Genomic DNA, 26,455 nt, shown 5'->3' with positions numbered 1-26,455 from the left:
ATGGGTATTGACCGCAACGCGCCTATCTTTGTGATCTCCGTAGCTGCAGAGCTCGCGGAGATGCATCCGCAAACCCTGCGCCAGTACGACAGGCTGGGCCTGGTCTCACCGTCCCGGCAGCGTGGCCGCCAGCGGCGCTATTCGCAACGCGACGTGGACACCCTGCGGGAAGTCCAGCGGTTGTCGCAGGAAGGCGTGTCGCTTGAGGGCATTAAGCGGATCCTGGAGCTGGAGAACCAGGTGAACGCCCTGCGCTCCCGGGTGCAGGAACTGACCGCCGAGCTTGAAAGCACGCGGCGGCAGAGCGGAACGGAAGCCAGGCGGGTGTTCGCCGCCGGGCTGGCCGGAGACGTTGTTACCCTGGCCCGTGGGAAGCGTCCGCGGCCGCGGAGCCAGGCCTTGGTGGTCTGGCGCCCGCACTCCTAAGGGCTGCCCGCCGCGCCAACTCCATGGCACCGGCGATCCGTGCCGCCAGAGCAGCGCCGACTCCAGGCACTTCCTGAAGTTCCCCGGGCTCGGCGAGCTGCAGCCCGGCCGGACCACCGAGCCTCTTCAGGATCGACTGCGCCAGTTCCAAGCTGCTCGCATCCCGCGTCCCGGATCCGATGACCAGCGCCAGCACCTCCGCATCCCTCAGCCTCCGGACTCCCATCCGTACCATGCGCTCCCGGGGCCGGTCTTCCGCCTTCATCTGTGCGATCGCGAGATGGTTCCTGTGACTTGTGTTCATGCGGCCAACGGTAGGCGCAGGCAAGACTGATCCGAAGGCGGCGCCGAGGCCATGTGGACAGCGCACGTGCGGAACGGCCCCTGTGGAGATGGGGCCAGGCCGTAGCGAATCACTTGGCCGCACTTTCACTTGCAACCAGGGCGCTGTTGCGGGTGCCGCACGGGGGCCCCAGCCACGCGGAGAGTACTGCGCAGGTGGACGCTCGCCTCTTTGGCCTCGTCCACCCGCGCGTCGGACCCTCTACTTGTCTTGCGGAGGAGCAGGGCCTCGTTCCTATCGATCATGCCCTGCCACGTCTTGTTTCAACTATGAACCAAGACTAATCTCCGTTCTTTCAGCGGATCATTTCCCCGTCCGGGGCCACTACATACCAGACATCGTTGACGCCCTGGCCGTCGACGTCTCCCGGCGCCTTGTCGTTCTGCCAGTAGTAGATCGGCAGGCCGTCGATGGTCACCTGCTTCTTGCCGTCGGGCGTATCGATCGTTCCGACTTCCGCAGTGACGCCTTCAACTTCCGGGGCATCGCCTTCGGTCAGGACAGGCGGCCACGCGACCAGGCAGTCGCCGGTGCAGTTGCTGACACCGGAATCCTTTTCGTCCTTGGTGAAGTAGTAGACGGTCATTCCCTCGCTATCGACCACAATCTCACCGAGGTCGGTTTCGGCAGTCATGAGCTGGGAACCAGCCATCGCCCCGGCTTCACCGGAGGCCGGGGCACTTGCCCCGCCCGGTGCCGATTCGGTGGTCTCGGGCATGGCGGTTGTTTCTTCGGCCGGCGGCGGGGCTTCCGTCCCTGATTCATCGCCGCCGCCGCATCCGGTGAGGCCGAGAAGGGCTGCGGTCATAAGGGCAGCAGCACCACTGAGTTTGATTTTCATGAGGAATTCCTAACGATCAACCGGGTTGTGCTCGGTCCCGGCCCGCCGGTTGCGGGCCGCTATTGGCAAAGACGTACTGCCGGGCGAAAATGGTTCAACGCCTGGGGGATGTTCTTCTTCCTTGCCGGTGAACCATTCCGCTGTTGGGCACGTCTTCCTGATTGCGGACGGCTCCGGAACCCGGGCCGCCCGGTCAGGAGGGAACGTCGATGTCGATGGAAGAAGAAGCGGTCGCGCTGTTGTACCGTGACCATGCGGCGGCACTTCGACGGTTCGTGCTGGCCGCCACATCAGACCCGGATCAGGCCGAGGACGTGGTACAGGAGACGATCCTGCGCGTATGGAAACTTGGCCCGGAGGTCGAGAACATGCGCGGCTACCTGTACCGGACCGCGCGGCACGTCATTATCGACAACTACCGGCGCCGCAACAGCCGTCCTCAGGAAACAAGCCTGCCGGAAGAAGAGCTGGCAACAGCCGACCAGGTGGACCGGCTATTGCTCAAAGTGATTATGGAGGAAGCCCTGACGCGGCTCAGCGTGGACCACAGGAACGTCATTCTGGCGCTGCACTACCAGCGGTTGACCGCCGCTGAAGCAGCCGAGGAACTGCACCTGCCGCTGGGAACGGTCAAGTCACGCGCCTTTTACGGCGTGAAAGCGCTACGGTCTGTACTCGATGAGATGGGAGTCAAGCGATGAAAGGCGACCATGAGCAGCTGCGGGAACTGCTCGGGCTTTACATCCTCGGCGGTCTCCGGCGGGATGAGGCGAGGGCATTCGAAGCGCACCTCAATGATTGTCCGGTCTGCCGTCAGGAAGCCGCCGAGCTGGAGAGCCTCCCGGGCATGCTGGACGCCGTGCCGCGGGACGAAGCGTTGGAGCTGGCGCAACCGCCCATCGAAGAAATCGAGCAGAATACCAAGCGGCTGCTGAACGAATTGGCAGTGCGCCGCCGCAAAGCACGACGCCGGGTGGCTGGCTTGGTCGCCGCCGTCGCCGCGGCATCGCTGATCATCGGCGCGGTCGTGGGACCGGTTGTCACGGCGCCGGAGCAGGAGATGGACAGTTATACGATGGCTTCCTCCCGCGGCCTGCAGGTAGATCTGGACCTGGTGTACAAGCGGTGGGGCACCGAGCTGGCTGTGGACGGCGAGCAACTGCCCAACAGCGGCGTACTCTCCCTCTGGGTCACCGATTCCACAGGCAAGGCCAGCCAGGTGGCGACGTGGAAAGCAACACCCGCAGGCCGGGCACGGCTCACGGCAGCTACCGACGTGGGAACTGAAGATATTGTCAGGGTCGAGATCAAGAATGATGCCGCTGTTCCGGTCGCCTCGGTAGTCACGCGCGACTGAACGGCCGCGGCCAGCAGCCAGCGACTACGGCTGCTTGCGGCGGTAAGTCAGGTCGAAAATCTCCCGGCCTGCCTCATGCGCTTTCTGCTCGAAGCTGGTCAAGGCCCGGCCCTCGAACCGCGGCGCCCAGCCGCCGATGTCGTCCATGCCTTCACCCTCGCTTGCGTTGCCGGTGCTGACAGGCAACTTGCCCTCGCGGACCGGGGCTCCGCCGACCACTTTTTCGACGCCGCTTTCCCAGACCTTGGTCAGCGGACTGTCGGCGCCGAAACGTTCGCCGGCGTGGACATTGTCAAAGTCTTTCGCGGCATCGCCCACGTCGCGCATCTGGATGGCGTAGGACGACCAGTCCGTGGCCAACCGCCACAAGCCTCCCGGCTCCAGCACGCGCGCCGCCAGCCCGGCGAAACTTTCCTGCACGAGGCGACGCTTATGGTGCCGGGTCTTATGCCACGGGTCGGGGAAAAAAACCCACAGTTCGTTGACCGAACCGGCTGGCAGCATTGTGGCGAGTACCTCCGGGGCGTTCGCCTGGACCACCCGGACATTGCGCAAACCCTTTTGCCCCACCCGCAGCAAGGTTTGCGCCAGACCGGGCTTGTAGACCTCCAGCGCCAGGAAATTGCGCGCGGGGTCCTGCTCGGCGGCATGACAGACGGCTTCGCCGAGTCCGGATCCGATTTCGACGACGAGCGGAGCTTCGCGGTCGAAGGCGGCGGCTACGTCGAGGACGAAATCCGGATGCACGGACGTGTCGGTTCTGTCCCGCGGGACGTCGATCACGTACTTTTCGGCATAGTCGTTCCAGGCCTGCTGCCGGCGTCCCTGCAGCCGGTTGCCGCGGCGGACAAAGCTGACGGTACGGGTCAGGAACGGCTCCGCCGCAGGCGCGGTTTCGGCGTCGCCGTCAGCGTTGCCGGTGCTGCCGGATGAAGGTGTGTGCGAAGAACTGGTCTCGTGAGTCATCTACTTCAGAATAGCCGTGGTCGGGACGATGCCGTGGGGCTGGTAAACTTGACCTACTTGGAGCGTGCATTGCTGTACGTTCCCTGCGTCGATGAACGCTTTCACATTTCTCCCGCAGTTCCATCGCTTCTCCAGAAGTCCTGACCAACAGGTAAGAAGCCGAGCGGTTGACTCTGTCTGATGATTTTCTTCGGCGAAACCCTGGGCCATACCGGTGCCGGGGACACTGACCGAAAGTAACTGATTACTCTCATGACTACCTCTACTGCCGTGCGCTCTTTTAGGCAGCTCGGAGTTCCCTCGCCGCTCGTCACCTCGCTGACCGGCAGCGGCATCACCGAACCGTTTCCGATCCAGGTGGAAACCCTCCCGGATACGCTGGCCGGACGTGACGTCCTGGGCCGCGGCCGCACCGGATCCGGAAAGACGCTCGCTTTTGCCCTGCCCCTGGTTGCCCGCCTGGCAGACCAGGAAGCAGCCTACCGCCGCAAGCCGGGTCGCCCGCTGGGACTGGTGCTGGCTCCCACCCGCGAGCTTGCCACACAGCTAAACGCGACTATCGAGCCGCTGGCCCGCGAAATGGGCCTGAACACCACCGTGATCTACGGCGGCGTCTCCCAGCAGCGCCAGGAAAAAGCACTGCGCGCCGGTGTCGATATTGTGGTCGCCTGCCCCGGGCGTCTCGAGGACCTGATGAAGCAGAAGATCCTCACGCTGGAGTCGGTGGAAATCACCGTCCTCGATGAGGCGGACCATATGGCGGACCTGGGCTTCCTTCCCGTGGTCCAGCGCCTGCTTGATACCACTCCCACACAGGGGCAGCGGATGCTGTTCTCCGCCACCCTGGACAACGGTGTTGACAAGCTCGTCAAGCGCTACCTGTCCAACCCCCTTACCCACTCCGTGGACAATCCGCAGGCCGCCGTCAGCACCATGGAACACCATGTGCTCGTCTCGCCGGACCAGACCGTGAAGAAGCAGCTGGTGAAGGCGCTGGCGTCCGGCACCGGCCGCCGTATCCTGTTCACCCGGACCAAGCACCACGCGCGCAAGCTGGCCAAGACGCTGAGCGATGCAGGCATTCCCGCGGTGGATCTGCACGGAAACCTTTCGCAGAATGCCCGCGACCGGAACCTGGCCGAGTTCTCCTCGGGCGGTGTCCGCGTTCTGGTGGCCACCGATGTGGCCGCCCGGGGCGTGCACGTTGATGAGATCGAACTCGTCGTGCATGTGGACCCGCCCACAGAACACAAGGCTTACCTCCACCGTTCCGGCCGTACCGCCCGGGCCGGCACCGACGGCACCGTTGTCACCATCGTGATTCCGGACCAGAAGCTCGAAGTCGGCAAGCTCATGAAGGCTGCCGGTGTTGACGTAGCCTTTGAATCTGTCACCGCTTCCTCTCCGCTAGTGGCCAAACTTGTCGGCGACGTCGCGGCACCCGTGGACCCGGTAGCCCGCCGTGCTGCGGTGGATGCCAAAGCCGTCCACCGTGGTGCTGCCCCCAAGCAAGGCAAGTCGACCGGAGCCAATGCCCAGCGCAAGCGCGCTGCCCGGTCCCAGGGCGGCCGGGGCCGAACTGCGGGTGTATCCGCTGGCGGAACGGGCCGCACAACTGCGGCAGACGGAGCCGGCCGCGGGCCCGCAGCGCGCAATACTGCCGCCCCGGGTGGCCGCCGTGCTGACGCCGATGTAGCTCAGCCGGGCCGCTCGCGCCGTCCGGCCACAGGACAGCGTGCCACCGGACAGCGGGCCGCAGGATCTGCCGGCGGACAGCAGTCCTCCAGTGCACGTGGAGAGGGCCGCGGCCTCGGTCAGGCGCCCTCGTCGTCCGCTCCCCGCCGTGGCAACCGCCGCGCCTCGGCGCCGGCCAGCAACGCCCGCCGCAGCCGCTAGTTCCTCAGCGGCTCCCAACGAGCCCCGCAAGGTCAAGGCCCTGACCGACCCTGATTGAGGGGTTGGTCAGGGCCTTACCTGATGGCGCATATTGGTTCCAGCCGCCAGAATGGGTGGTATGAGGGCAATACTAAATATCATCTGGCTGCTGCTGGGCGGCATTTGGTTGGCGGCTGGGTATTTCCTGGCCGGCATCATCTGCTGCGCGCTGATCATTACCATTCCCTTCGGCATCGCGTCCTTCCGCATTGCGGGGTATGCGCTGTGGCCGTTCGGCAGGAAGGTGGTTGACAAAGGCGGCCGTACCTATGTCATGTCGACGCTGGGCAATATCATCTGGATCCTGGTGGCCGGGATCTGGATCGCCATCGGGCACGTGGCAACGGCCATCGCCCAGGCGGCGACGATCATCGGCATTCCAATGGCAATCGCCAACCTGAAGATGATTCCGGTATCCCTGACCCCGCTGGGAAAGGAAATTGTGCCCACGGACCGACCGTTCATTGGCTATGACAAGCAGTACCCGGTCATCGGTTACGACAGGAAGTACCCGGGGTACGGGCGCTAGAGCGACTATTCGACGTTGAGTCGGCGTGCATCGCTAAGTCCGGGATCGCGGCGTGCGGCGGACTGCACGCGGAAGCGCCGCCCTGTGATGTCAGCGGGGACAACGCGGACAAAGTTGTTCTTCTCGCCGCCCTGCCAGGGGAACAGCGGCAGCATGGACGAGGCCAGGACGTCTTCAATGCTGCTCAAGCGCTCAGCGGGTCCCTTGATGATCACGCTCCAAGCCACATTGGTCGCCGGGTTGTAGCCATCCGTTTCAAACGCGACGTTCACTCCGGACAGTGCACCATCCAGCTTCGTGCCTTGCGCTGTGCGGAATACCAGGGAGCCATGATCCACAACGTAGTTGATCGGAAAAATCTCCGGGTGCCCTTCCACGACTACTGCGAGCCGACCGAAATCAGTACTACGGAACATTTCCCAGCACTGGCTGGATGAAAGATTCTCAATGCCCTGGGATGCGTCTAGTGCCGTCATGACAACAGTCTATTTGAGCTGGCGGCCAGGAAGATAGCCCCGGTCAGCGCCATCTTGCCATCCCCCGCAGGGGCGCAGAAACAGTGCCCTCGTGAGCATCAGTCATTGTGGAAAACAGATGCATTCTGGCTGTGGATGTGCTGGAATTACCTGCATAGCCGTTGAGGCTATCTACTCATGGGCCGGACACATTCAGCTGCCTGGGGAGGCAGTGCCTGTGCCCAATATTCAGGAGGCAGCAATGTCTGAGCTCACGGCCGACTTGTCCGGAGAGTGGCGGTTTGATCCGGCACACACCCGCATTGGATTTTCCACCCGACATGCCATGGTCACCAAAGTACGTGGTGCCTTTAATGAGTTCGAAGGGGTCATCCATGCCGATGTCGAGAACCCGTCCAATTCGTCCGTTAAGCTCGCCATCAAAGTGGCCAGCATAGATACGCGGAGCGAACAGCGGGACGGACACCTGCGGACCAACGACTTCTTCGATGCACCGAACTACCCGGAGATCACCTTCGTCAGCACCCAGATCGACCAGGTGGAAGAGCGCAATTTCATCGTCAACGGAGATCTGACCATCCGCGGCATAACCAAGCAGATTTCCATTCCCCTTGAATTCGTCGGCGTCGAACGGGACCCGGGCGGGCAGTTGCGCGCCGGTTTCGAGGGCTCACGCCGGATCAACCGCCAGGATTTCGGCGTCAAATGGAACACCGCGATGGACTCCGGCGGCGTGCTGGTGTCGGACCGGATCCTGCTCGAATTCGAGGTCTCCGCGGTCAAAGTCGAAAACAGTTGACGTCAGCTAAAGGGCGAAGACCGAAACCAGTGCGGCGAAACCTCGGCCGCTGATTTCGGGCGGAGGCGGAACATCGTCTTGCGGCCCGCCCGGTACTGCCGTGGCGGCTTCATCCTGCGGAGCGCTGCCGGCGACGGTGTCGAACGGTGCCAGGGCCCGCGTAGAGATTCCGTCCAAAACTTGCGCCTGTCCCTGCAGCAGCACGAGGAACTGGTCTGGCTGGAGGGGCAGAGGTTGCTTCTTGGATAGCTCTGCAATGAGGACGCCGGCACCGAAGGAATCCTTGCGGGTCATGACGTTCAGGGCGCGGCAGGCGCCCGTGGGAAGCGCACATGAGGTGGTGCTGCCGCCATCGAATCGAAAGGGGCGGAAACGCTCTAGCCGGCGCGCAAAGCCGTCCACCGTCAGCTCAACAACGTCACCCTCGATCACGGTGAAGGTGCGCTCCATCCCGGGGAAAGCGGAGAAGCCGCCAGCCGTCGTGACGTCGGCGATACTCAGCCGCCACACTGGTTCCGTTGCCATGCCACCCAACGCAATTTCACGCGTAACGCCCCCGCCATTGCGCCAGGGCTGTGGTTTCAACGACGCGAATTCAATGATGCGCATGTTTTCCTTTATCGGTCAGAGCTGTCTGTCCCAGTTCAGCACATAGACGTCCTCATACTCGTCATCGGCAGCCAAGTCCAGCCCGGGTGCGGGTATGAAACCCAGACCCGCAACAATTTTTGTGGAGGCGACATTCCGAGGCTTGACCCGGGCCATGATGGGCGGCAGTTCCAACAACTCGTTCACATGAACGACGACGGCGCGGACTGCTTCCGTCCCATAGCCTTTTCCCCAGGAGCAGTGCTCCAACCGGTAGTACAGATTGAGGACAGGACGGTCATCGAGCAGTACATGTTTGACGCCGGCAAAACCTATCGGGTCCTGGCGTTCGGGCAGCCGGACGGCAAAGTAGCCCACTCCGTGGTGGTCCCACTGGTCCTCCCAATGGGCAAACAGGCCTTCTGCTTCCTCGCGCCAGCCCAGAGCGTCACCCGGGTTGTGCCGTGTTGTCCGCTGGTCGGAGAGCATGCGGAACATGGCGTCCACGTCCTCGCCCCGGGGTCGGTTGAGGATCAGGCGCTCAGTCTGCAGTGTTGTTTCCATCGACTTCCCGTCGTGGCCCTGCCGCCGGAATTCCTACCATGACACCAGAGTAGTACCGCGACGCGAGGAGCCGCACACGCTATCCAGCCGGTTCCCTTCACGTACCTGTTTTCGGATGCCACGATAAGAGTGGGTGCCCCCGAAGGGGCTGTGGATAAGTTTACTTCCAAAGTTGAGCGTAGTACACTCAACTTAGTTGAGTTGAAGTTATGCATTAACCGCCGATGGAAGGGAGCTCGTGTTGGACGCCAAATTCACTACCAAGAGCCAGGAGGCTCTCTCCTCCGCTGCCATGAACGCCTCAACGGCGGGAAACCCACAGATTGAGCCTGCGCACCTGCTTAAGGCGCTGATGGACCAGCGCGAAGGTGTCGCCGTCGCACTTCTAAAAGCCACGGGCTCTGATCCTGATGCGGTCAGCGTCCAGGCCAGTTCGGCCATCAAGGCCCTGCCGGCATCGTCCGGGTCTTCGGTGGCGCAGGCACAGTACTCGCGCGCCATTCTGCAGGTCATCAACGTGGCGCAGCAGGAGGCCGAAAAGCTGGGTGACTCCTACGTGTCTACCGAGCACCTGCTGTTGGGGCTGGCGGCTGATTCGGCTGCCACCGGCAAAATCCTGCGCGACGCCGGCGCTTCACACGAAGCTCTGCAGGCGGCGCTGCCCGGTGTGCGCGGTGACCGCAGGGTGGACAGCGCGGATCCGGAAAACACGTTTCAAGCGCTGGAGAAATTTGGTGTGGATCTGACCGCCATTGCACGCTCCGGCAAGTTGGATCCGGTCATCGGGCGCGACTCCGAGATCCGGCGCGTTGTCCAGGTTCTCTCCCGGCGCACCAAGAACAACCCTGTACTGATCGGTGAGCCGGGCGTCGGCAAGACCGCTGTTGTGGAGGGGCTGGCGCAGCGCATGGTTGCCGGGGACGTCCCGGAGTCGCTGCGGGGCAAGACGCTGATCAGCCTCGACCTCGGCTCCATGGTGGCCGGTGCCAAATACCGCGGTGAATTCGAGGAGCGGCTCAAGGCCGTGCTGGAGGAAATCAAGAACTCGGACGGTCAGATCGTCACCTTTATCGACGAGCTCCACACCGTTGTCGGCGCCGGCGCCTCCGAAGGGTCCATGGATGCGGGCAACATGCTCAAACCGATGCTGGCCCGCGGTGAACTGCGGCTGATCGGCGCCACCACGCTGGATGAATACCGCGAGAACGTGGAGAAGGATCCGGCGTTGGAGCGCCGCTTCCAGCAGGTATACGTGGGGGAACCCAGCGTGGATGACACCATCGGCATCCTGCGCGGCCTGAAGGAACGTTACGAAGCGCACCACAAGGTTTCCATTGCCGACTCGGCTTTGGTCGCCGCGGCTACCCTATCCAACCGGTACATCGCCGGCCGGCAACTGCCGGACAAGGCGATCGACCTGGTGGACGAAGCCGCCTCCCGGCTGCGGATGGAAATCGACTCGGCTCCCGAGGAGATCGACCAGCTCCGCCGTGCCGTGGACCGGCTGACTATGGAGGAACTGGCCCTCGCCGATGAAACGGATGTGGCATCACAGGAGCGGCTCGAGGCTTTGCGCGCTGACATGGCTGACAAGAAGGAGCAACTGGCTGCCCTCAATGCCCGCTGGGAAGCCGAGAAGGCCGGCTTGAACCGGGTGGGTGATCTGAAGGCCAAACTCGATGAGCTGCGCAGCCTGGCGGACAAGGCCCAGCGTGACGGCGACCTGGCCGAGGCTTCCCGTATTCTCTATGGTGAAATCCCTGCCTTGCAGAAGGACTTGGATGCTGCCCAGGCAGCCGAAACCCAGACGGAAGCACCGGAATTGATGGTGTCCGAGGATGTTGGAGCGGACGACATCGCCGAGGTCATCTCGGCGTGGACGGGCATTCCTGCCGGGCGGATGCTGCAGGGGGAGTCGCAGAAGCTGCTCCAGATGGAACAGTTCATCGGGGGACGGCTGATCGGCCAGTCCAAGGCGGTAACGTCCGTGTCCGACGCTGTCCGGCGGGCCCGGGCCGGGATCAGCGATCCGGACCGCCCCACCGGCTCCTTCCTCTTCTTGGGACCCACGGGCGTCGGTAAGACCGAGCTGGCCAAGGCACTGGCGGACTTCTTGTTCGACGACGAGCGCGCTATGGTCCGGATCGATATGAGCGAGTACTCGGAGAAGCATTCCGTGTCCCGCCTCGTGGGTGCCCCTCCTGGATATGTCGGTTACGAAGAAGGCGGCCAGCTGACCGAAGCAGTCCGCCGCCGGCCGTACTCGGTAGTGCTGCTGGACGAGGTTGAGAAGGCGCATCCGGAAGTGTTCGACATCCTGCTCCAGGTGCTCGACGACGGACGGCTCACTGACGGCCAAGGCCGCACGGTGGACTTCCGCAACGTGATCCTGGTGCTGACCTCCAACCTGGGCTCCCAGTTCCTGGTTGACCCGATGTTGGACGACGGGCAGAAGCGCGAAGCGGTCATGAAGGTGGTCAACGCGAGCTTCAAGCCGGAATTCCTGAACCGCTTGGACGACGTGATCATGTTTGATCCGCTGAGCATCGAAGAGCTGTCCCGGATCGTGGACCTGCAGGTGCAGTCGCTCGCGGCCAGGCTCAATGAGCGCCGGCTCACCTTGGAGGTAACCGACGGCGCACGCGAGTGGCTGGCGTTGACCGGCTTTGATCCTGCGTACGGCGCCCGTCCGCTGCGCCGCCTGGTACAGCGGGAGATCGGCGACCGGTTGGCCCGCGGCCTGCTCTCCGGTGACATTTCGGACGGTGACACCGTCCTGGTGGACGTCTCCGATGTCTCCCTCGAGGGCGGTGCCGAAGGCCTGACTGTCCGGACGAAGTAGCACCCGCCCCGCGTAAAGCAGCAGAGCCTGCCCCGCTATGGGGCAGGCTCTGCTGCTTTTTTATTCGCCGATGAGGGACGCCGAGATGTTGTTGCCTTCGTCGGAAATGACAAAGCAGTCGATGCGGCGGTCACCTTCCTGCCAGGTGCCTTCCGACGGCATGCCGTAAGAGTTGCGCAGGTTCTCGTACTCGTCGGCATTGTCGTTCAGCTCGATGGCGGAACAGAATTCCTCGGCCTGTACGTTGAGTTCGTCCTTGCCCGGGAATTCGTCGGCCTCCTCGTAGAAATACGTGCCGACAAGCTGGGCAGCGTGCGGGGTCTCGCAGCTGACGACGGTGGCATTCTGCGTGGCCGCTTCGAAGTCGATGAAGCACTGGCCCTCTTCGAAGTCGAACGGCGAAACGTCTTCGGCGATGATCCCGTCCGCGCCCGGCGACTCCTTCGCAACGGCCGGCGACGAGCTCGCGGCGGTACCGGTTGGTTCGCCGCTCCTGTTGAGGAGGCTGATGATGATCACCACGATAATCACGATGGCGGCGACAATGCCGAGGCCAATGAACAGCAGGGCTTTGCCCCGGGGCCTGTCTGTGGCACCAGCGGCTGCTGCCGGCTTCTTTCCGGCGGGCGGCTGGCCGACCGAATACCAGGTGTTCGGCGGTGTCTCGCCGTCGGAATTCCCTGGAGCAGGAGTCCATTCCGACGGAGGTACGGTGCCGGGGTCTTCGGCGGGCGGGGGAGTGGCTGCGCCGGGCTGCGGCTCGGGATCGCCCTCCGCCGGGGCAGGTGAACCGGCATCGGTGGCTGTTTCCTCGGGGGCGGGGGTGCCGCCGTCTGGCTGTTGCGCAACGGCGGAAATCTGGACCGCGTCGAAGATCCGGTCCCACTGCTTGTCATCCGTAGCCTCCGGAGCCCATTGCGGCTGCGGCGACGCCGCTTCCAAGCTGAGGCCTGCATCGGTCTCTTCGCCGGATGCGGCTGCTGTATCGCCGGCCGCCGCGCCGACAGGTGCCGTCCCTGCCGCGGTCACCGGAACGTCCGTGCTCCGGCCACGGCCGAGTTGCTGACCCGCCACTTCGGCCTCTTTGGCGGCAGCCTCGGTTTCGGCGGCAACGACATCAAGTTCGGCTTCGCGCGCGGCATCGTTGCCAATTTGGGCCTGCTCAAGCTTGGGTTCCGAAAACTCCAGCTCCTCGGGGTTCGTCTCCAGCTCCGGCTCCGCGACGGGCGCGGCATCAGCCTCCGGTTCGGCCGCCGCGGCGGCGTCGTCTGGCTTTTTGCCTTGTTCGCTCATGGGGAAAATTGCCTTCCTGATACCTGCCCCGCGCTCTGCGGAAATGTCCGTTACTCCCGACTTTAGCCAACTCTCAGGCGCCAATGCAGGTTATCGCGACCGGACCGGGCTGTGACGACCCGGATTTTGCGAACTTCGGTGCCTGTGCTGCGGCAACGGGACCCGAAGAAAGCATGTACCCTAGATATACGACAGAATTGATCAAACATTCCGGGGCCTCGCTCGTCGCCCGAGCGACCACCTCCGGATCGAGGCGATAAAGGGGGTCACGCCATGGGGCGCGGCCGTCAAAAGGCAAAAGCAACCAAGCAGGCTCGGGAGATGAAGTACTTCACCCCGAACACTGACTACACGGCGCTCCAGCGTGAGCTGGCGGCGTCTAAGAGTAGTGCCTCCAGCCGGTATCCGGAGGAACCGGCTGAGCCGGACTATTCGGCGTATGAGGACAAATACGCAGATCAATTCGACGATGAGGACGAGGAAACTCGCCGCATCGGCTGAATGTCGCCGGCCAGTTGCCGGCTCTTTCAGCATTGAATCTCATCTTAGCGGCGTGCCTGGCACGCCGCTAAGAGGCGTTTAAGGGCAGGCTTCCACTGGCCTCCGCGTCGCTATCCCAAACGCCCAGCACCCTGCGGAACCGGCTGTCGGAGTCCGGCCGCATGTCTACCAACGCCGCCTGCCGCACCGCAACGTCATCGCCCGGCTGAAGCCGGCCCACCGTGTGGCTGACATGTGGCCGGAAATGTTTGCCGGTGTGGTGAGGGCTCAGGAGATGGGCATCCGGGCCGACAGCCTGCAGGCATTCCCCATGTAGACGCTGCAGGCGGGGCTCCGGTTCCACCAGCGAGACGTGCACCGTGCCGTTGCGGCCGAAAAAGTCGTCCCCGCCGATCCGCACGCGGAAGCCCAAGTGCCGGGTCAGCGCCGGACCGAGGCGGTTCATAACGACGTCGGCGTTTTCTTTCGTGTCAAAGCGCGCCAAAGTTATGTGCAACGGCCATTGTGAACGCTCGAACGTGAGACCGGTAGCAACCGGCTGCACAAAAACAACGACGACGAATGCTCCCATGTGCCCAGTCTGGCACCCGGGACACGGGTGGGGCTATGCGTAGTTGCCGACGAGGTGCACGGCTCCGCCGTCGACACCCTTGGCACCCTGGACGAAGTCCGGCCCGGACAGCGAACCATCAACAGCGCCGACGGTGCCCATGGCCCACGCGGTCATACCGCGCTCGTTCAGCCGTGCCAGGGCAGCATCGGCACCCGCAGCGTCCACGATGGCAACCATGCCTACGCCGAGGTTCAGGGTGCGTTCCAGGTCGGCCTGCGGAACATTGCCGAGCTGGGCGACAAGCTTGAAGATGGCCGGCAGTTCCCAGGTGGAACGGTCCACGGTGGCCATCAGGCCCTGCGGCAGCACGCGCGCCAGATTGGCAGCGAGACCGCCGCCGGTCACGTGGCTGAAGCCGTGCACGCCGGCCGCCTCGTAGCGTGCGAGATCGAGGCAGTCCGCTGCGTAGACCTTGGTTGGCTCGAGGAGCTCTTCGCCAAGGGTCCGGCCGAGCTCGGAGACCTGGCGGTCAAGGGCCCAGCCGGCGTGGTTGATCACGCGGCGGACCAGCGAGTAGCCGTTGGAATGGATGCCGGAGGAGGCCATGGCGATGACCACGTCCCCGTCCTTGACCCGGTCCGGGCCCAGCAGGTTGTCTGCTTCCACCACGCCGGTGGCTGCGCCCGCGACGTCGTACTCGTGTTCACCCAGCAGGCCGGGGTGCTCGGCCGTTTCGCCGCCGACCAAGGCAGTACCGGCGACCTCACACGCCGCCGCGATGCCGCGGACGATGTCGGCGATGCGTTCGGGGACAACCTTGCCGCAGGCGATGTAGTCCGTCATGAACAGCGGCTCGGCGCCGACCACGACGATGTCGTCGACGACCATGCCGACCAGGTCAAAGCCGATCGTGTCATGGATGTCCATGGCCTGCGCGATGGCGACCTTGGTGCCGACGCCGTCGGTGGAGGTGGCCAGCAGGGGCTTGCGGTACTTCAGGAGTGCGGAGACATCGTAGAGCCCGGCGAAACCGCCCACCCCGCCGATGACATTAGAGTTGTGGGTGGCCTTGATGGCCCCCTTCATCAGCTCAACGGCTTTGTCGCCGGCTTCAACGTCAACGCCGGCGCTGGCATAGGTGATCTGGCTGGCGCCCAGGTCAGGGGAGGTCATACTCGCTCTTTCTTGTCATCGTCAGTCAGGAGGCTTTCCAAATCCGAGTCCGGGCCCGGGTCGCAGGAACCGTGCTCCTGTTCCTCGGCATTCGGCTGTTCGAGCAGGTTCTTGCCGCGGCGGCTGGCATCCGGCAGCTCGATCGGGTATTCGCCGGTGAAGCAGGCCGTGCACAGCTTCCCGCGGGGCTGCTCGGTGGCTTCGATCATGCCGTTTTCGGAGATGTAGCCAAGCGAATCGGCGCCAAGCGAGGCGCGGACTTCCGCCACACCGATTCCGTTGGCGATCAATTCTGCCCGGCTGGCGAAGTCAATGCCGTAGAAGCACGGCCATTTGATGGGCGGCGAGGAGATCCGGACGTGGACCTCGGCCGCGCCGGCCTCACGGAGCATGCGTACCAGCGCCCGCTGGGTGTTTCCGCGGACAATCGAGTCGTCGATGACGACCAGGCGCTTGCCCTGCACCACGCTGCGGAGCGGGTTCAGCTTCAGCCGGATGCCCAGTTGGCGGATGGTCTGGCTCGGCTGGATGAAGGTCCGGCCGACGTAGGCGTTCTTGACCAGGCCCTGTCCGTAGGGGATGCCAGATTCCTCGGCATAGCCGATGGCCGCCGGGGTGCCGGATTCCGGCGTCGGAATGACCAAGTCGGCGTCAACGGGGTGTTCCTTGGCCAGGCGGCGGCCCATCTCCACGCGCGCGGCGTGGATGCTGCGGCCGTTGATGGAGGTGTCCGGGCGGGCCAGATAGACGTATTCGAAGACGCAGCCCGCGGGCTTCTTCTCGGCGAAGCGCTGTGAGCGCAGGCCGTTCTCGTCGATGGCGATGAACTCACCGGGCTCGACTTCGCGCACAAACGAGGCACCGACAATGTCGAGGGCTGCGGTTTCGGACGCGACAACCCAGCCGCGTTCCAGCCGGCCGAGGACCAGCGGGCGGACACCTGACTCATCCCGTGCCGCATAGAGGGTTCCTTCGTCCATGTAGGTGAAGCAGAAGGCGCCGCGCAGTTTCGGCAGCAACTCCATCGAGCGCTCTTCAAGGCTTTGGCCGGGTTCACCTGCCATCAGGGCTGTCACCAGAGCGGTGTCCGTGGTGTTGCCCTGGGCCAGCTCGCCGCGGGCCTGCTTGCCGAATTTCTCGATGACCTTCTCGTAGAGGTCGGCGGAGTTGGTCAGGTTGCCGTTGTGCGCCAGCGCCACGGTGCCCGTGGCGGTTGCGCCGAGGGTCGGCTGCGCGTTTGCCCAGGTTGAGCCGCCCGTAGTGGAGTAGCGGCAATGGCCGACGGCGATGTGGCCGTTCAGTGTGTTCAGCGTCGTCTCGTCGAAGACCTGGGACACCAGCCCCATGTCCTTGTAGACATTGATGCGCTTGCCGTCGCTCGTGGCGATACCCGCGGACTCCTGTCCGCGGTGCTGCAGAGCGTACAGCCCGTAGTAGGTAAGTTTTGCTACTTCTTCGCCTGGGGCCCAGACTCCGAAGACGCCACAGGCATCCTGGGGTCCCTTTTCGCCGGGGAGAAGATCATGGGAAAGTTTTCCGTCACCGCGTGCCACCCCAATATTGTCTCACGCTAATAACGGACCCGGGCAACGGATTACGGCAACTAAGACCAGCCGGGCGCGCCGTCCTTGGGGCCGGAGGGATCCAGCGTGAGCAACGGCACTGCCGCTGAACCGCGGAACCGTCCGGCAGCACGCTAAATCCGGCTCAGCGCTCTTCTTGTTCCGGGTCGGTCTGTTCCGGGGTTTCCACGGCCATCATTTTCTCGCTGCGCTTGATGCTGATCCGGTCCAGGATCAGGACCACCAGGGCGCCGAGGAGCATGCCGGCGATGCCGAAGAGTACGGCCAGGAAACCGAAAATGGAGCTGCGGGTGAATTCCGCGTTTTCCGGACCTGTGTAGGCGGAGATGGCGGCTACGATGACACCGAGGACAATTCCCAGGCCCATGAACGGACCGAATTTGGGCGCGCGGCGCAACCGCACTTCGCGACGGTTAGGGGTACCTGGTCCAGCCGGCTCGCGGGGCTCGGCTGGTTCAGCGGGAACGTGCTCGGAACTCATGGTTCAAGCCTACCGGCTGCCGGTGGCGCCGTGGTCCGGAGCGAAGAGGGGCAGGAGATCCGCCAGTTCCGCCCGCAGCCCCGAGGCGGAGACCTTTCCACTTTCGACGGCGGTGCTCCAGTTTTCGGTGCCGGTCACCAGCGCCAGCCAGGTGGCACCGTCGCATTCCACTACGTTGGGCGGGGTGCCGCGGGTGTGCCGCGGACCCTCGATGCATTGGGTGACACCGAACGGCGGTACCCGCACTTCCACGCTGTTGCCCGGCGCCCTCTCCGCCAGTTCCTCGAGCGAAAACCGCACGGCCGTTGCGGTGGTTTTGCGGTCCGTCGCCCCGCCCAGCCATGCGCTTAAGGCGGCGTGGCCGTCGGCGGCCGCGATCCGCCGTCGTAATGCCATGTTTTCTTCTCTTCCCGGCCGGTCAGTCCAGCAGTGCCATCACCGGAGCAGCGAGCCGGATCCGGCCCACCGGGTCGCCGCCGCCGAGCACGGGTTTGACCACTTTCTCCAGCACCGGGCCGACTTTCTCCGCGTCGAGCGCGCCGGCGGCCGCCAGCAGCGTGAGCCCCACCAGCGACGCCGACCGGGCCCCGCCGTCGAGAATCTTCACCGCAACGGAGACACCCGTATCCGTGCCCATCACCATCACGCCCTCGGCGCCGAGCTTGGCGATGATCTCCAGGTCCTCCATGACCACAGTGTTTTCCTCGCCGTGGCCCTGGACCGCCCAGGGATAGTCCACCATCGCGGTGGCGATCGTGGCCGCGCGGGCATCCGCGTTCTTGTCCGAGGGGGCTTTGGCGAGCTTGCCGACGGCGCGCGCCAGCCCGGTCAGTGACACGGCGGGCACCGGGGCGCCGCAGCCGTCCGTGGCCAGATGGGAGATCCGCTCGCCGGTGTACTCCTCGATAATCTCCATCACGCGGCGCTGCAGCGGGTGGTTCGGATCCAGGTACGTCTTGGTGTCCCAGCCGTTTTCTGCACAGGCCCACAAGAACCCGGCGTGCTTGCCTGAGCAGTTGAACGCCACGCGCTGCCGGCCGCGGTCGGTGCGGACCAGCCAGCCCCGCGCCGTCTCGTCCTGCGGCCAGGCCTCCGGGCACTGCAGGTCTTCGTCGGTGAGGTCGGCGGCCTTGAGCATGCCGTTGACCACATCCATGTGCTCCAGCGAGCCGGTGTGGCTGGCGCAGGCCAGTGCTACCTGGACGCCGCGCAGCGGGACGCCGGACTGCATCGAGGCCAGGGCCTGGAACGGCTTGAGCGCGGACCGCGGGAAGATCGGGGCGCTGATGTCGCCGAGTTCGGTGACCACGGAACCGTCCGCGGCCATCACGACGGCCGAGCCCAGGTGGCGGGACTCGATGAAGCCATTGCGTTCCACGACTGCCAGTTCGACGGCGTCGGCAGCTTTAAAGGTTTCGGGCATGCCCCTAAGTCTAGGTGGCGGCTTAGGTCTGCTGAAACACTTCGGGCACCGCGCTCTAAGCCCAGTACGCTTAGACGTTGTGAAGGTACTTGTGATTGGCCCCGGCGGCCGCGAGCACGCAATTGTCCGAGCCCTGCTGAGCGACCCCTACGTGACCGAGGTGCATGCAGCGCCCGGAAACGCGGGCATCGCGCAGATAGTGCCCACCTACGACATTAACGCCAACGACGCGGCAGCAGTGCTGGCGCTCGCGCAACGGCTGGAGTCCGACCTGGTGGTCATCGGGCCGGAGGCCCCGCTGGCTGCGGGCGTGGCGGATCCGCTGCGGGAAGCGGGCATCGCGGTTTTCGGGCCGAGTAAGGAAGCTGCCCGTCTTGAAGGCTCCAAAGCCTTCGCCAAGCAGATCATGGCCGCGGCCAACGTGCCCACGGCGATGGCCAGGGTGGCCGTCAACGCGGAGGAAGCCGCCGCGGCGCTGGACACTTTCGGCGCCCCCTACGTGGTTAAGGACGACGGTCTGGCCGCGGGCAAGGGCGTGGTGGTCACCGAGGACCGCGACGAGGCCCTGGCCCACGCACAGTCCTGCTTCGATGCCGGCGGGGAAGTGGTGATCGAGGAATACCTGGATGGCCCGGAGGTCTCCCTCTTTGTGATTTCCGACGGCGAGCGGGCCGTTCCGCTGGTGCCGGCGCAGGACTTCAAACGGATTTACGACGGCGACGAAGGCCCGAACACCGGCGGCATGGGCGCCTACACGCCGCTGGAGTGGCTGCCGCGGGGCTTCGTGGACGAGGTCATGGCCCGCGTGGCGATGCCGACGATCACCGAAATGGCCAACCGCGGCACGCCCTTTGTCGGCGTCCTGTTCTGCGGTCTGGCCCTGACCAGCCGCGGCCTGCGCGTGATCGAATTCAACGCACGCTTCGGTGACCCCGAGACGCAGGCGGTGCTGGCGCGCCTGCGTACACCGCTGGGCGGGCTGCTGCTCGCCGCGGCCAAGGGCGAGCTGGACCCGTCCGAACAGCTCAACTGGTCCAGGCGCAGCGCCGTGACCGTGGTTGTCGCTTCGGAGAACTACCCGGGCAAGCCCCGGACCGGGGACCGGGTGCGCGGCCTGAAGAAGGCCAACGCCCTCGAGGACGTACACGTGATCCACGCGGGCACGGCCCTGGACGAGCACCGCAAGGTGGTCAGCGCCGGTGGGCGGGTGCTCGCCGTCGTCGCCCTGGGTGAAGACCTGGTGGAGGCAAGGGAAAAGGCCTACGACGGCGTGGAACTCATCCACCTGGACGGCTCACAGCACCGCACGGACATCGGACTTAAGGCTGCCAATGGCGAGATCGTCCTGCCCGGCCAGCGAAACGAATCAGCAGCAAAGGATCTGGCATGAACTTCAACCCCGAACACCTGGAGCTGCCCGGCTGGACGCACGTGTACTCCGGCAAGGTACGCGACCTTTATATTCCCGCGCAGCCGGCCGAGACCTCCGCACAGTCCAACAATAAGTCTGCGGCGCGGCACCGGCTGCCGGATCCGATGGATGATGCGCAGACCGTGCTGGTAGTGGCCAGCGACCGGATCAGCGCGTACGACCATGTGCTGAGCACGCCGATTCCTGACAAGGGACGGGTCCTGACCCAGCTGAGCCTGTGGTGGTTCGAGCAGCTTCAGGGTGTGGCCAACCACGTGGTGTCCACCGATGTCCCCGAGGCCGTTGCCGGCCGCGCGATGGTCTGCAAGAAGCTGGACATGTTCCCGGTGGAATGCATCGCCCGCGGCTACCTCACCGGCTCCGGCTTGGCCGAGTACCGCGAGTCCCGCACAGTGTGCGCCATCCCGCTGCCCGAGGGACTGGTAGACGGTTCCCGCCTGGAGCCGGCTATCTTCACCCCCTCGGCTAAAGCCGAAGTGGGCCAACACGATGAGAACATTACGTACGACGCCGTGGTGTCCATGGTGGGCGACGATATCGCCGCCCAGCTGAGCAAGAAAACACTGGAGATCTACCGCCGGGCCGAGGAGATCGCCCGTGAACGGGGCATCATCCTGGCCGATACCAAGGTGGAGTTCGGGATGGATCCGGAAACTGGGGAAATCACTCTGGGCGACGAGGTCCTGACGCCGGATTCTTCCCGCTTCTGGGACGCGGCCACTTATGCGCCGGGCCAGGCCCAGCCGTCCTTCGACAAGCAGTTTGTCCGGGACTGGCTCACCTCGGACGAATCCGGCTGGGACAAGTCATCGGATACGCCGCCGCCTGCCCTGCCGGAGGAAATCGTGGAGAAGACCAGGGCCCGCTATGTGGAGGCGTACGAGCGGCTCACTGGCCGGCAGTTCTCCTGACTGCAGGCATAACACGGCCGGTAGGGCCGGGTTCGCCGACGGGGCGGGCAATGAAGTGTGCCGCCTCGTGAGCCGGTAGCCCGGCCTCCCGTTCGGCGGCGGCGAGCAGCCGCCCGAATTCGGTGACGGCCCCGGCATAGGCCGCCAGCTCCTCGCTGCCACGGCTGAATCCGCCCTTTCCGTGCTGCCCTCTGTCAGGCCGCAGCAGTTCGGCGCGCCGCATTCCGCGCAGCATGGCCGCAGTTGCAGGGTTGGCCGCATCGCTCAGGGCCGGGGCAGCGGCAGCGGCGGCTGGATCCAGCTCGTACTGCAGCCACCGCTTGATCAGCGCATCGTGCTGCGCGGACAACGGTGCTGCGGCATTCGTATCCGCGGACTGGCTGCCCCTCAGCCACCGGCGGCGCAGGTGCAGGCCTGCCGGAACCAGCGTAAGCAGCAGCAGCGCCATCAGGACCGACGCCGCGGTGGCGCTGAGGGCCGAGGCCAGGAAGACGAGCGTCAGGGCGCAGGACAGGCCCGCAAAGCCGTACCAGAAGGTATTGTCCAGGTCATCCGGACGGTCGATTCCCCGCCCGGCAGCCCATGTGGTCGCAGCGATAATGGCGACGACGCCAAAACCGGCGAGCAGCAGCTGACCGTAGTCCGTGAGGTTCATGGCCGGGACCTCCTAACTGCACAGCCCTTTAAGCCATTGCAGTACGGACCGGCACGTAAGTCAATGCCCCTCGTAGCCCACCACGGCGTCCAGACGGCGGAGTCTGAGGGCTTTGGGCAGCAGCCGCATGGTGGTATTGCGCGCCTTGCGCAGCGGCGCGGAGTCCAGCTGGGCCAGGCGCGACATGGTCCGTGAGCGTTCCACTATTTCGTTGGCCCGCGGCGCGCGGATCGATTCGTATTCCACCAATCCGTCTGCAATCGAATCCTTACCCGCCAGCGCGTCTGCCAGCGCGACGGCGTCTTCCAGCGCCTGGCAGGCGCCCTGTCCCAGGAAGGGGAGCATGGGATGGGCCGCGTCGCCGACCAGCGTGGCCGAACGCCCGGACCAGACCGGCTCGGGTTTCCGGTCGAAGAGCTCGTGCGCGATGATGGCGCTTTCCTCGGTCTTGACGAGGACGGATTCGATACCCGGGTGCCAGTGGGCGAAGTTCTCGATCGCTGTCATCTTCCACCCGTCCTGGCCGGCGCCTGCCAGCTCTTCTTTGGGCGCCGTGGCGTACCAGTAGATGCGGTTTCCGGAGAGGGGAGTGGCGCCGAAGACGCCGCCGTCTCCCCACATTTCGCCCCACGGGACGGAGTCGAGGTCCAGCCCGGCCGCGTCGCACACGCCGCGGAAGGCTGTGGTGCCAGAGCTGCGCGGTTTGTCCCGGCCGATCAGGGCGGGGCGGACCACCGAGTAGAGCCCCTCCGCACCGACCACGAGTTCAGCGCTCTGCCGGCCGCCGTTGTCGAGTTCGACGGTACTTCTGGGAAAGCCGGGTTGGAAGCCGACGGCGTTGAGGCCCAGGTGCACGGTGTTGACCGCCAGCGGCTTGGCCAGGATGGCCGTGAGGTCCGCGCGGTGGATCATCTGGATGGGCAGGCCGTAACGGCGCCGGACGTCCAGCTGCTCCAGCAGCATGATCGGGTTGCCGTCCATGTCCAGCACGTCGCCGCGGACGGGAACTGCAGCCGCCAGCACCTCGTCCAGCACGCCAAGCCGTTCCAGCGCGGCCAGGGCGTTGGGCCAGAGGGACAGGCCGGTGCCGGAAGGTGACAAGGTGCCGGAGCGTTCCAGTACGTGGACCTTCCAGCCCGTGTTCTGCAAGGCCAAGGCCGTAGACAGCCCGCCGATTCCGGCTCCGATGATGATTGCCTTGCGCTCAGTTGCACCCATGCAACCAATACTTTGTGTATTTGGCTGAAAGATCAAGCTGGCAAGAAGAAAGGCCCCCGGCCTGGCATTGCTGCCGGCCGGAGGCCTTTCCTGCTGGTTTCGTCGGGGTGACAGGATTTGAACCTGCGACCTCGTCGTCCCGAACGACGCGCGCTACCAAGCTGCGCCACACCCCGAAACCATTGCTCCGCCGTCGTTGTCCACAGCAGCAAAAGCAACTGTTCAAGAATAGCGGAGAAAGGGCGGAAAGCTGAAATCGGGGACCAGGTGACGCTGGACACACGGCCTGATGTCGTCCCGCCGCGCCTGAACCGACCCCGGAATCGTCAGGGGGAGCGGGGCGTGAGGGTCAGCAGAACCGCCTCGGGGCGGCAGGCAAAGCGCACCGGGGCCTTCCGGGACGTGCCCAGCCCGGCGGAGACGTTCAACGGCACGCTGCGGCCCGCGTGCTCCCAGTACGTCAGGCCCTTGGCCCGCCACGTGGGCAGGTCGCAGTTGGTCACTAATGCGCCGTAGCCCGGGATGCAGACCTGGCCGCCGTGGGTGTGTCCGGCCAGGATGAGGTCCGGGTCATCGGCGGTGAAGTAGTCCAGCACGCGTTGGTAAGGGGCGTGTGCTACGGCGATGCGCACATGGTCCGCTGCCTCGGAGGTCGAAGAACCGTGCGGATAGCCCGTGTACCGGTCGCGCTCCAGATGCGGGTCATCGACGCCGGTAAAGTCCAGACGCAGCCCGTGGAGCACCATGGATTGGTGACGGTTGGTCAGATCCATCCAGCCCGAGGTGCTGAAGGTGGCGTGCATGTGGCGCCAGGGCAGCTCCCGGTCCGCGTAGTCGTTGGGCTGGTCGGACGGGCCGGTGAAGTAGCCGAAAGGATTCTTCAGTACCGGCGCGTAGTAATCGTTGGAGCCCGGTACAAAGACGCCGGGGAACTCGCGCAGGGGAGCGAGGGCTTCGAGCAGCGGTTCCACGGCCTGGCGGTGGCTGAGGTTGTCCCCGGTATTGACCACCAGGTCCGGCTCCAAGCCTGCCAGGGAACGCAGCCACTGCTGCTTGCGCTTCTGGCCGGGGGTCATGTGGATGTCCGAAAGATGCAGGATCCTCAGCGGACGGCGTCCGGGCGGCAGGATGGCAAGGGTTTCCTCACGGACGCCGAAGAGGTTGCGCTCAATCAGGCTGCCGTAGGCAAAGGCGGCGCTGCCGGCCGCCGTGACACCAAGTGCCACACGGCCGGCCGTGCGAAGCTGCTTGCGCAGGTGCTCAACGTCCATGGTTAGTCGTCATCATTTCCGCCGCCGTTACCGTTGCCGTTTCCGTTTCCATTTCCACCGTTGCCACGGCCGTTGTTGCCGTTGCCGCGGTCGTCGGAGCCGCCGTCGTTGTTTGATCCTCCACCGTTGTCCGAACTGCCCCCGTTGTTCTGGGACTGCCGGGGCTGGGACTGCGCCGGGTTCACGATGCTGTTCGGCGGATTGTCGAACGCAGCCGTCTCGTAGAGCGGTGCAACGTCCATCATGTATTCAGTCCACTGGGCGCCGGCGATGGTGGCGCCGTCCACGTAGTCGCGGGTAACGCCGTTGATGGGAATGTTGTTGAGCGAATCGTACGAGGTCCAGTTGCCCACCCAGGATGCCGTAGCCAGGCCGGTGGTGTAGCCGACCGTCCAGGTCTGCTCGGACACGTCCGTGGTGCCGGTCTTGGCAGCGGCCGGGAAGCCCATGGGCCGCATGTATCCCGGGCTGTCCGACACGAGGTTCTCCAGCGGGATGGTCACGGCGTTGGCAACATCTTTGGAGATGGCCCGCTCGCAGGATTCCTTGGGCACTTCGTATTCTTTGCCCTGCGCATCCTTGACTGACGTCAGCGCTATGGGCTTGCAGTAGATACCGCCGCTGGCGAACGTGGCGAAGGAAGCTGCCATGGTGATCGGCGCGACTTCCTGTCCGCCGATCACGAAGGAGGGGTTGTTGACCTCGAACGGCTCGCCGTCGACGGCGCGGTGCACGCCCATCCGGGTGGCGGCATCGCGGATATCGCAGAGGTCCAGGATGGCGGCCTGCGCGGCGGTGGCGGAGTTGATCGACTTGGTCAGGCCTTCGCTGACTGTCATGGTCCGCTCCCAGCCGGAGATTGCGTTCTTGAAGTCCCACTCGCCGAACCAGGCGCCGGCGGGCAGGCAGCTGGCTTTCCAGTCGTAGCCGGCCGGATACTTGGTGCGGCTGGCGTCGATCCGATCGTTCAGCTTCCGGCCGGACTCCAGCCATGCCACCGTGGTGAACGGCTTGATGGTCGAGCCGGGCTGGAACCCGTAGGCAGTGCCGCCCATGTCGGCATCCACGTTGAAGTTCAGCTCTGTGTTCTTGGCGTCCTGTTCCGGACTGTAATTGGTGTTCTGGGCCATCGACAGGATCTTGCCGGTACCGGGCTCCACGCTCACCATGGCCGAACCCGCTCCGGACTCGTCGCCCATGGGAACCTGCTCTTCAACGTTTTCCTGCGCGGACTTCTGCAGGCGGGAATCCAGGGTGGTCTGGATGTTCAGGCCACCGCGTGCCAGCAGCTTGGAGCGCTCCGTGGCGTCGGCACCGAAGGCGTCTGACTGCATGATGACGTGCTGCACATAGCTGCAGAAGTAGTCCGCGAAGTTCGCGGCAACACAGCCGGAACGAACCGGCTGCAGGTCGATGCCGAGGTCCGAGGCCACCGCCTTGTCATACTCTTCCTGCGTGATTTTCTGGTTGCTCAGCATCGCGGCGAGAACCGTGTTGCGGCGTTCAACGGTCGCTTCCGGATTGGACACAGGATTGAAGTAGTTGGGGGACTGCACCATGCCGGCCAGCATGGCGGACTGCGCGATGTTCAGCTTGGCTGCCGGCACCCCGAAGAAGGTCTGCGCCGCGGCCTCAATGCCGTAGGTCTGGCCGCTGAAGAGCACGATGTTCAGGTAGCCCTGCAGGATCTCTTCCTTGGAGTATTCCTTTTCGACAGCGATGGCGAGCTTGGCTTCGCGCAGCTTGTCGCCGATCGACTTGGTGCCGCTGATCGTCAGTTCGTCGGCGCTCTTGCCGGCGGAAGCACCGGCGTCGATGAGCACGTTGTTCACGTACTGCATGGTCAGGGTGGACGCACCCTGCAGGTCGCCTCCTGCGATGTTGCTCATAGCCGCACGCATGATGCCCTGCGGATCCACGCCGCCATGCTCGTAGTAGCGCACATCTTCAATGGAGATGATGGCGTTCTGCATGTGTTCGGAGACCTTGTCCAGCGTCACGGGGACGCGGTTCTCGGCGTAGAAGGTGGCAATCAGCTTGCCGTCCGCCGAGTAGATCTTGGAGGGCTGGGAGAGCGGGCTGGTCTGCAGCTCATCCGGCAGCTGGTCGAAATAGTCGATGGACGAGGTCGCCCCCACACCGGCTACGGCCGCTGCGGGCACCAGCAATCCGGCAGCGAGCACGCCGCAGAGCGCACTGATACCTAGGAACGCCATGATTTTGCCCAGCGTGGTAGCAGTGTCAAAAAAAGGGGATTTACGAGCCGGCATGGGCTCTAGTTTACAAGCACGCGTT

27 protein-coding genes and 1 tRNA gene are annotated in these 26,455 nt (G+C 64.6%); 10 read left to right on the top strand and 18 right to left on the bottom strand.

What is annotated here, in order from left to right; all coding sequences use genetic code 11:
• Positions 1 to 426 (top strand): heat shock protein transcriptional repressor HspR, encoded by a 426-nt coding sequence (locus HGO92_RS08390; protein WP_169993616.1) that lies wholly within the window; start codon positions 1 to 3, stop codon positions 424 to 426.
• Here the strand turns inward: HGO92_RS08390 and HGO92_RS24725 are convergent.
• Both HGO92_RS24725 and HGO92_RS08385 read right to left on the bottom strand, forming a co-directional pair.
• Positions 356 to 691 (bottom strand): UPF0758 domain-containing protein, encoded by a 336-nt coding sequence (locus HGO92_RS24725; protein ID WP_440915768.1) that lies wholly within the window; start codon positions 689 to 691, stop codon positions 356 to 358. The two genes, HGO92_RS08390 and HGO92_RS24725, sit on opposite strands and share 71 nt — an antisense overlap.
• A gap of 373 nt (positions 692 to 1,064) precedes the next feature.
• Complete coding sequence (locus HGO92_RS08385; RefSeq protein ID WP_169993614.1) at positions 1,065 to 1,610, bottom strand: COG4315 family predicted lipoprotein; 546 nt, start codon at positions 1,608 to 1,610, stop codon at positions 1,065 to 1,067.
• A 209-nt stretch (positions 1,611 to 1,819) separates the two neighbouring features.
• Here HGO92_RS08385 and HGO92_RS08380 point away from each other — a divergent pair, with 209 nt between their 5' ends.
• The gene (locus tag HGO92_RS08380; protein ID WP_169993612.1) at positions 1,820 to 2,311 is read left to right on the top strand and encodes a sigma-70 family RNA polymerase sigma factor; all 492 of its coding nucleotides are present in this window, start codon (positions 1,820 to 1,822) and stop codon (positions 2,309 to 2,311) included.
• Entirely contained in the window at positions 2,308 to 2,967 is a 660-nt protein-coding gene (locus HGO92_RS08375; RefSeq protein WP_169993610.1) for an anti-sigma factor family protein, read from the top strand. The genes HGO92_RS08380 and HGO92_RS08375 overlap by 4 nt, the downstream gene beginning before the upstream one ends.
• Before the next feature lie 24 nt (positions 2,968 to 2,991).
• Here the strand turns inward: HGO92_RS08375 and trmB are convergent, their stop codons facing one another.
• Positions 2,992 to 3,933 (bottom strand): tRNA (guanosine(46)-N7)-methyltransferase TrmB, encoded by a 942-nt coding sequence (gene trmB, locus HGO92_RS08370; RefSeq protein ID WP_169993608.1) that lies wholly within the window; start codon positions 3,931 to 3,933, stop codon positions 2,992 to 2,994.
• A gap of 252 nt (positions 3,934 to 4,185) precedes the next feature.
• Here trmB and HGO92_RS08365 point away from each other — a divergent pair, with 252 nt between their 5' ends.
• Together HGO92_RS08365 and HGO92_RS08360 are read left to right on the top strand one after the other, a co-directional pair.
• A complete protein-coding gene (locus HGO92_RS08365) occupies positions 4,186 to 5,829 on the top strand; it encodes a DEAD/DEAH box helicase (RefSeq protein WP_169993606.1) in 1,644 nt (547 codons plus the stop codon).
• A gap of 118 nt (positions 5,830 to 5,947) precedes the next feature.
• On the top strand, positions 5,948 to 6,397 hold the full coding sequence (locus HGO92_RS08360; protein WP_169993604.1) for a YccF domain-containing protein: 450 nt from the start codon (positions 5,948 to 5,950) through the stop codon (positions 6,395 to 6,397).
• 5 nt (positions 6,398 to 6,402) lie between these two features.
• Here the strand turns inward: HGO92_RS08360 and HGO92_RS08355 are convergent, their stop codons facing one another.
• The gene (locus tag HGO92_RS08355; RefSeq protein WP_169993602.1) at positions 6,403 to 6,873 is read right to left on the bottom strand and encodes a pyridoxamine 5'-phosphate oxidase family protein; all 471 of its coding nucleotides are present in this window, start codon (positions 6,871 to 6,873) and stop codon (positions 6,403 to 6,405) included.
• A gap of 241 nt (positions 6,874 to 7,114) precedes the next feature.
• Here HGO92_RS08355 and HGO92_RS08350 point away from each other — a divergent pair, with 241 nt between their 5' ends.
• A complete protein-coding gene (locus HGO92_RS08350; protein WP_169993600.1) occupies positions 7,115 to 7,672 on the top strand; it encodes a YceI family protein in 558 nt (185 codons plus the stop codon).
• Between the two features lie 6 nt (positions 7,673 to 7,678).
• Here the strand turns inward: HGO92_RS08350 and HGO92_RS08345 are convergent, their stop codons facing one another.
• On the bottom strand, positions 7,679 to 8,281 hold the full coding sequence (locus tag HGO92_RS08345) for a HutD/Ves family protein (RefSeq protein ID WP_169993598.1): 603 nt from the start codon (positions 8,279 to 8,281) through the stop codon (positions 7,679 to 7,681).
• 15 nt (positions 8,282 to 8,296) lie between these two features.
• Positions 8,297 to 8,824: a GNAT family N-acetyltransferase gene (locus tag HGO92_RS08340; RefSeq protein WP_169993596.1), complete on the bottom strand. Its 528-nt coding sequence runs from the start codon at positions 8,822 to 8,824 to the stop codon at positions 8,297 to 8,299.
• Between the two features lie 241 nt (positions 8,825 to 9,065).
• Between HGO92_RS08340 and clpB the strand changes: the two genes are divergently transcribed.
• Positions 9,066 to 11,666, top strand: a complete 2,601-nt coding sequence (gene clpB, locus HGO92_RS08335; protein ID WP_169993747.1) for an ATP-dependent chaperone ClpB — start codon at positions 9,066 to 9,068, stop codon at positions 11,664 to 11,666.
• Positions 11,667 to 11,726: 60 nt separating this feature from the next.
• On the opposite strand, the gene HGO92_RS08330 is transcribed toward clpB, so the two are convergent.
• A complete protein-coding gene (locus tag HGO92_RS08330; RefSeq protein ID WP_169993595.1) occupies positions 11,727 to 12,959 on the bottom strand; it encodes a septum formation family protein in 1,233 nt (410 codons plus the stop codon).
• Positions 12,960 to 13,232: 273 nt separating this feature from the next.
• Here HGO92_RS08330 and HGO92_RS08325 point away from each other — a divergent pair, with 273 nt between their 5' ends.
• Positions 13,233 to 13,460, top strand: coding sequence for a DUF3073 domain-containing protein (locus HGO92_RS08325; RefSeq protein ID WP_074701078.1), 228 nt, complete (start codon positions 13,233 to 13,235; stop codon positions 13,458 to 13,460).
• 67 nt (positions 13,461 to 13,527) lie between these two features.
• Here the strand turns inward: HGO92_RS08325 and HGO92_RS08320 are convergent, their stop codons facing one another.
• The 6 genes from HGO92_RS08320 to HGO92_RS08295 all read right to left on the bottom strand — a co-directional run bounded on the left by HGO92_RS08320 (position 13,528) and on the right by HGO92_RS08295 (position 18,673).
• The gene (locus HGO92_RS08320) at positions 13,528 to 14,031 is read right to left on the bottom strand and encodes a 2'-5' RNA ligase family protein (protein ID WP_169993593.1); all 504 of its coding nucleotides are present in this window, start codon (positions 14,029 to 14,031) and stop codon (positions 13,528 to 13,530) included.
• Between the two features lie 33 nt (positions 14,032 to 14,064).
• On the bottom strand, positions 14,065 to 15,186 hold the full coding sequence (gene purM, locus HGO92_RS08315) for a phosphoribosylformylglycinamidine cyclo-ligase (RefSeq protein WP_139004538.1): 1,122 nt from the start codon (positions 15,184 to 15,186) through the stop codon (positions 14,065 to 14,067).
• Positions 15,183 to 16,739 (bottom strand): amidophosphoribosyltransferase, encoded by a 1,557-nt coding sequence (purF, locus tag HGO92_RS08310; RefSeq protein ID WP_169993591.1) that lies wholly within the window; start codon positions 16,737 to 16,739, stop codon positions 15,183 to 15,185. The genes purM and purF overlap by 4 nt, the downstream gene beginning before the upstream one ends.
• Positions 16,740 to 16,893: 154 nt before the next feature.
• Positions 16,894 to 17,250, bottom strand: coding sequence for a hypothetical protein (locus HGO92_RS08305; protein WP_240974486.1), 357 nt, complete (start codon positions 17,248 to 17,250; stop codon positions 16,894 to 16,896).
• 9 nt (positions 17,251 to 17,259) lie between these two features.
• On the bottom strand, positions 17,260 to 17,646 hold the full coding sequence (locus HGO92_RS08300; RefSeq protein WP_169993589.1) for a sterol carrier family protein: 387 nt from the start codon (positions 17,644 to 17,646) through the stop codon (positions 17,260 to 17,262).
• A gap of 22 nt (positions 17,647 to 17,668) precedes the next feature.
• Positions 17,669 to 18,673 carry an asparaginase gene (locus HGO92_RS08295; protein ID WP_169993587.1) on the bottom strand — a complete coding sequence of 335 codons (1,005 nt, stop codon included), beginning with the start codon at positions 18,671 to 18,673 and terminating at the stop codon, positions 17,669 to 17,671.
• 79 nt (positions 18,674 to 18,752) lie between these two features.
• Between HGO92_RS08295 and purD the strand changes: the two genes are divergently transcribed.
• Together purD and HGO92_RS08285 are read left to right on the top strand one after the other, a co-directional pair.
• Positions 18,753 to 20,063, top strand: a complete 1,311-nt coding sequence (gene purD / locus HGO92_RS08290) for a phosphoribosylamine--glycine ligase (protein WP_169993586.1) — start codon at positions 18,753 to 18,755, stop codon at positions 20,061 to 20,063.
• Positions 20,060 to 21,016 carry a phosphoribosylaminoimidazolesuccinocarboxamide synthase gene (locus tag HGO92_RS08285; protein ID WP_169993584.1) on the top strand — a complete coding sequence of 319 codons (957 nt, stop codon included), beginning with the start codon at positions 20,060 to 20,062 and terminating at the stop codon, positions 21,014 to 21,016. The genes purD and HGO92_RS08285 overlap by 4 nt, the downstream gene beginning before the upstream one ends.
• Here the strand turns inward: HGO92_RS08285 and HGO92_RS08280 are convergent.
• From HGO92_RS08280 to HGO92_RS08260, 5 genes are all read right to left on the bottom strand, one after another.
• The gene (locus HGO92_RS08280) at positions 20,994 to 21,671 is read right to left on the bottom strand and encodes a hypothetical protein (protein ID WP_169993582.1); all 678 of its coding nucleotides are present in this window, start codon (positions 21,669 to 21,671) and stop codon (positions 20,994 to 20,996) included. The genes HGO92_RS08285 and HGO92_RS08280 overlap by 23 nt on opposite strands.
• Positions 21,672 to 21,731: 60 nt before the next feature.
• The gene (locus HGO92_RS08275) at positions 21,732 to 22,889 is read right to left on the bottom strand and encodes an FAD-dependent monooxygenase (RefSeq protein WP_169993580.1); all 1,158 of its coding nucleotides are present in this window, start codon (positions 22,887 to 22,889) and stop codon (positions 21,732 to 21,734) included.
• A 102-nt stretch (positions 22,890 to 22,991) separates the two neighbouring features.
• Positions 22,992 to 23,065 (bottom strand) — tRNA-Pro (locus HGO92_RS08270).
• Positions 23,066 to 23,215: 150 nt separating this feature from the next.
• Positions 23,216 to 24,160: a metallophosphoesterase gene (locus HGO92_RS08265; protein ID WP_169993579.1), complete on the bottom strand. Its 945-nt coding sequence runs from the start codon at positions 24,158 to 24,160 to the stop codon at positions 23,216 to 23,218.
• 2 nt (positions 24,161 to 24,162) lie between these two features.
• Entirely contained in the window at positions 24,163 to 26,430 is a 2,268-nt protein-coding gene (locus HGO92_RS08260) for a transglycosylase domain-containing protein (RefSeq protein WP_205834282.1), read from the bottom strand.
• Positions 26,431 to 26,455: the final 25 nt, after the last annotated feature.

It is taken from the genome of Crystallibacter degradans (assembly GCF_012952295.1).
In the GTDB taxonomy this organism is placed as follows: domain Bacteria; phylum Actinomycetota; class Actinomycetes; order Actinomycetales; family Micrococcaceae; genus Crystallibacter; species Crystallibacter degradans.
This window is presented reverse-complemented; position numbering and strand designations above follow the sequence as displayed.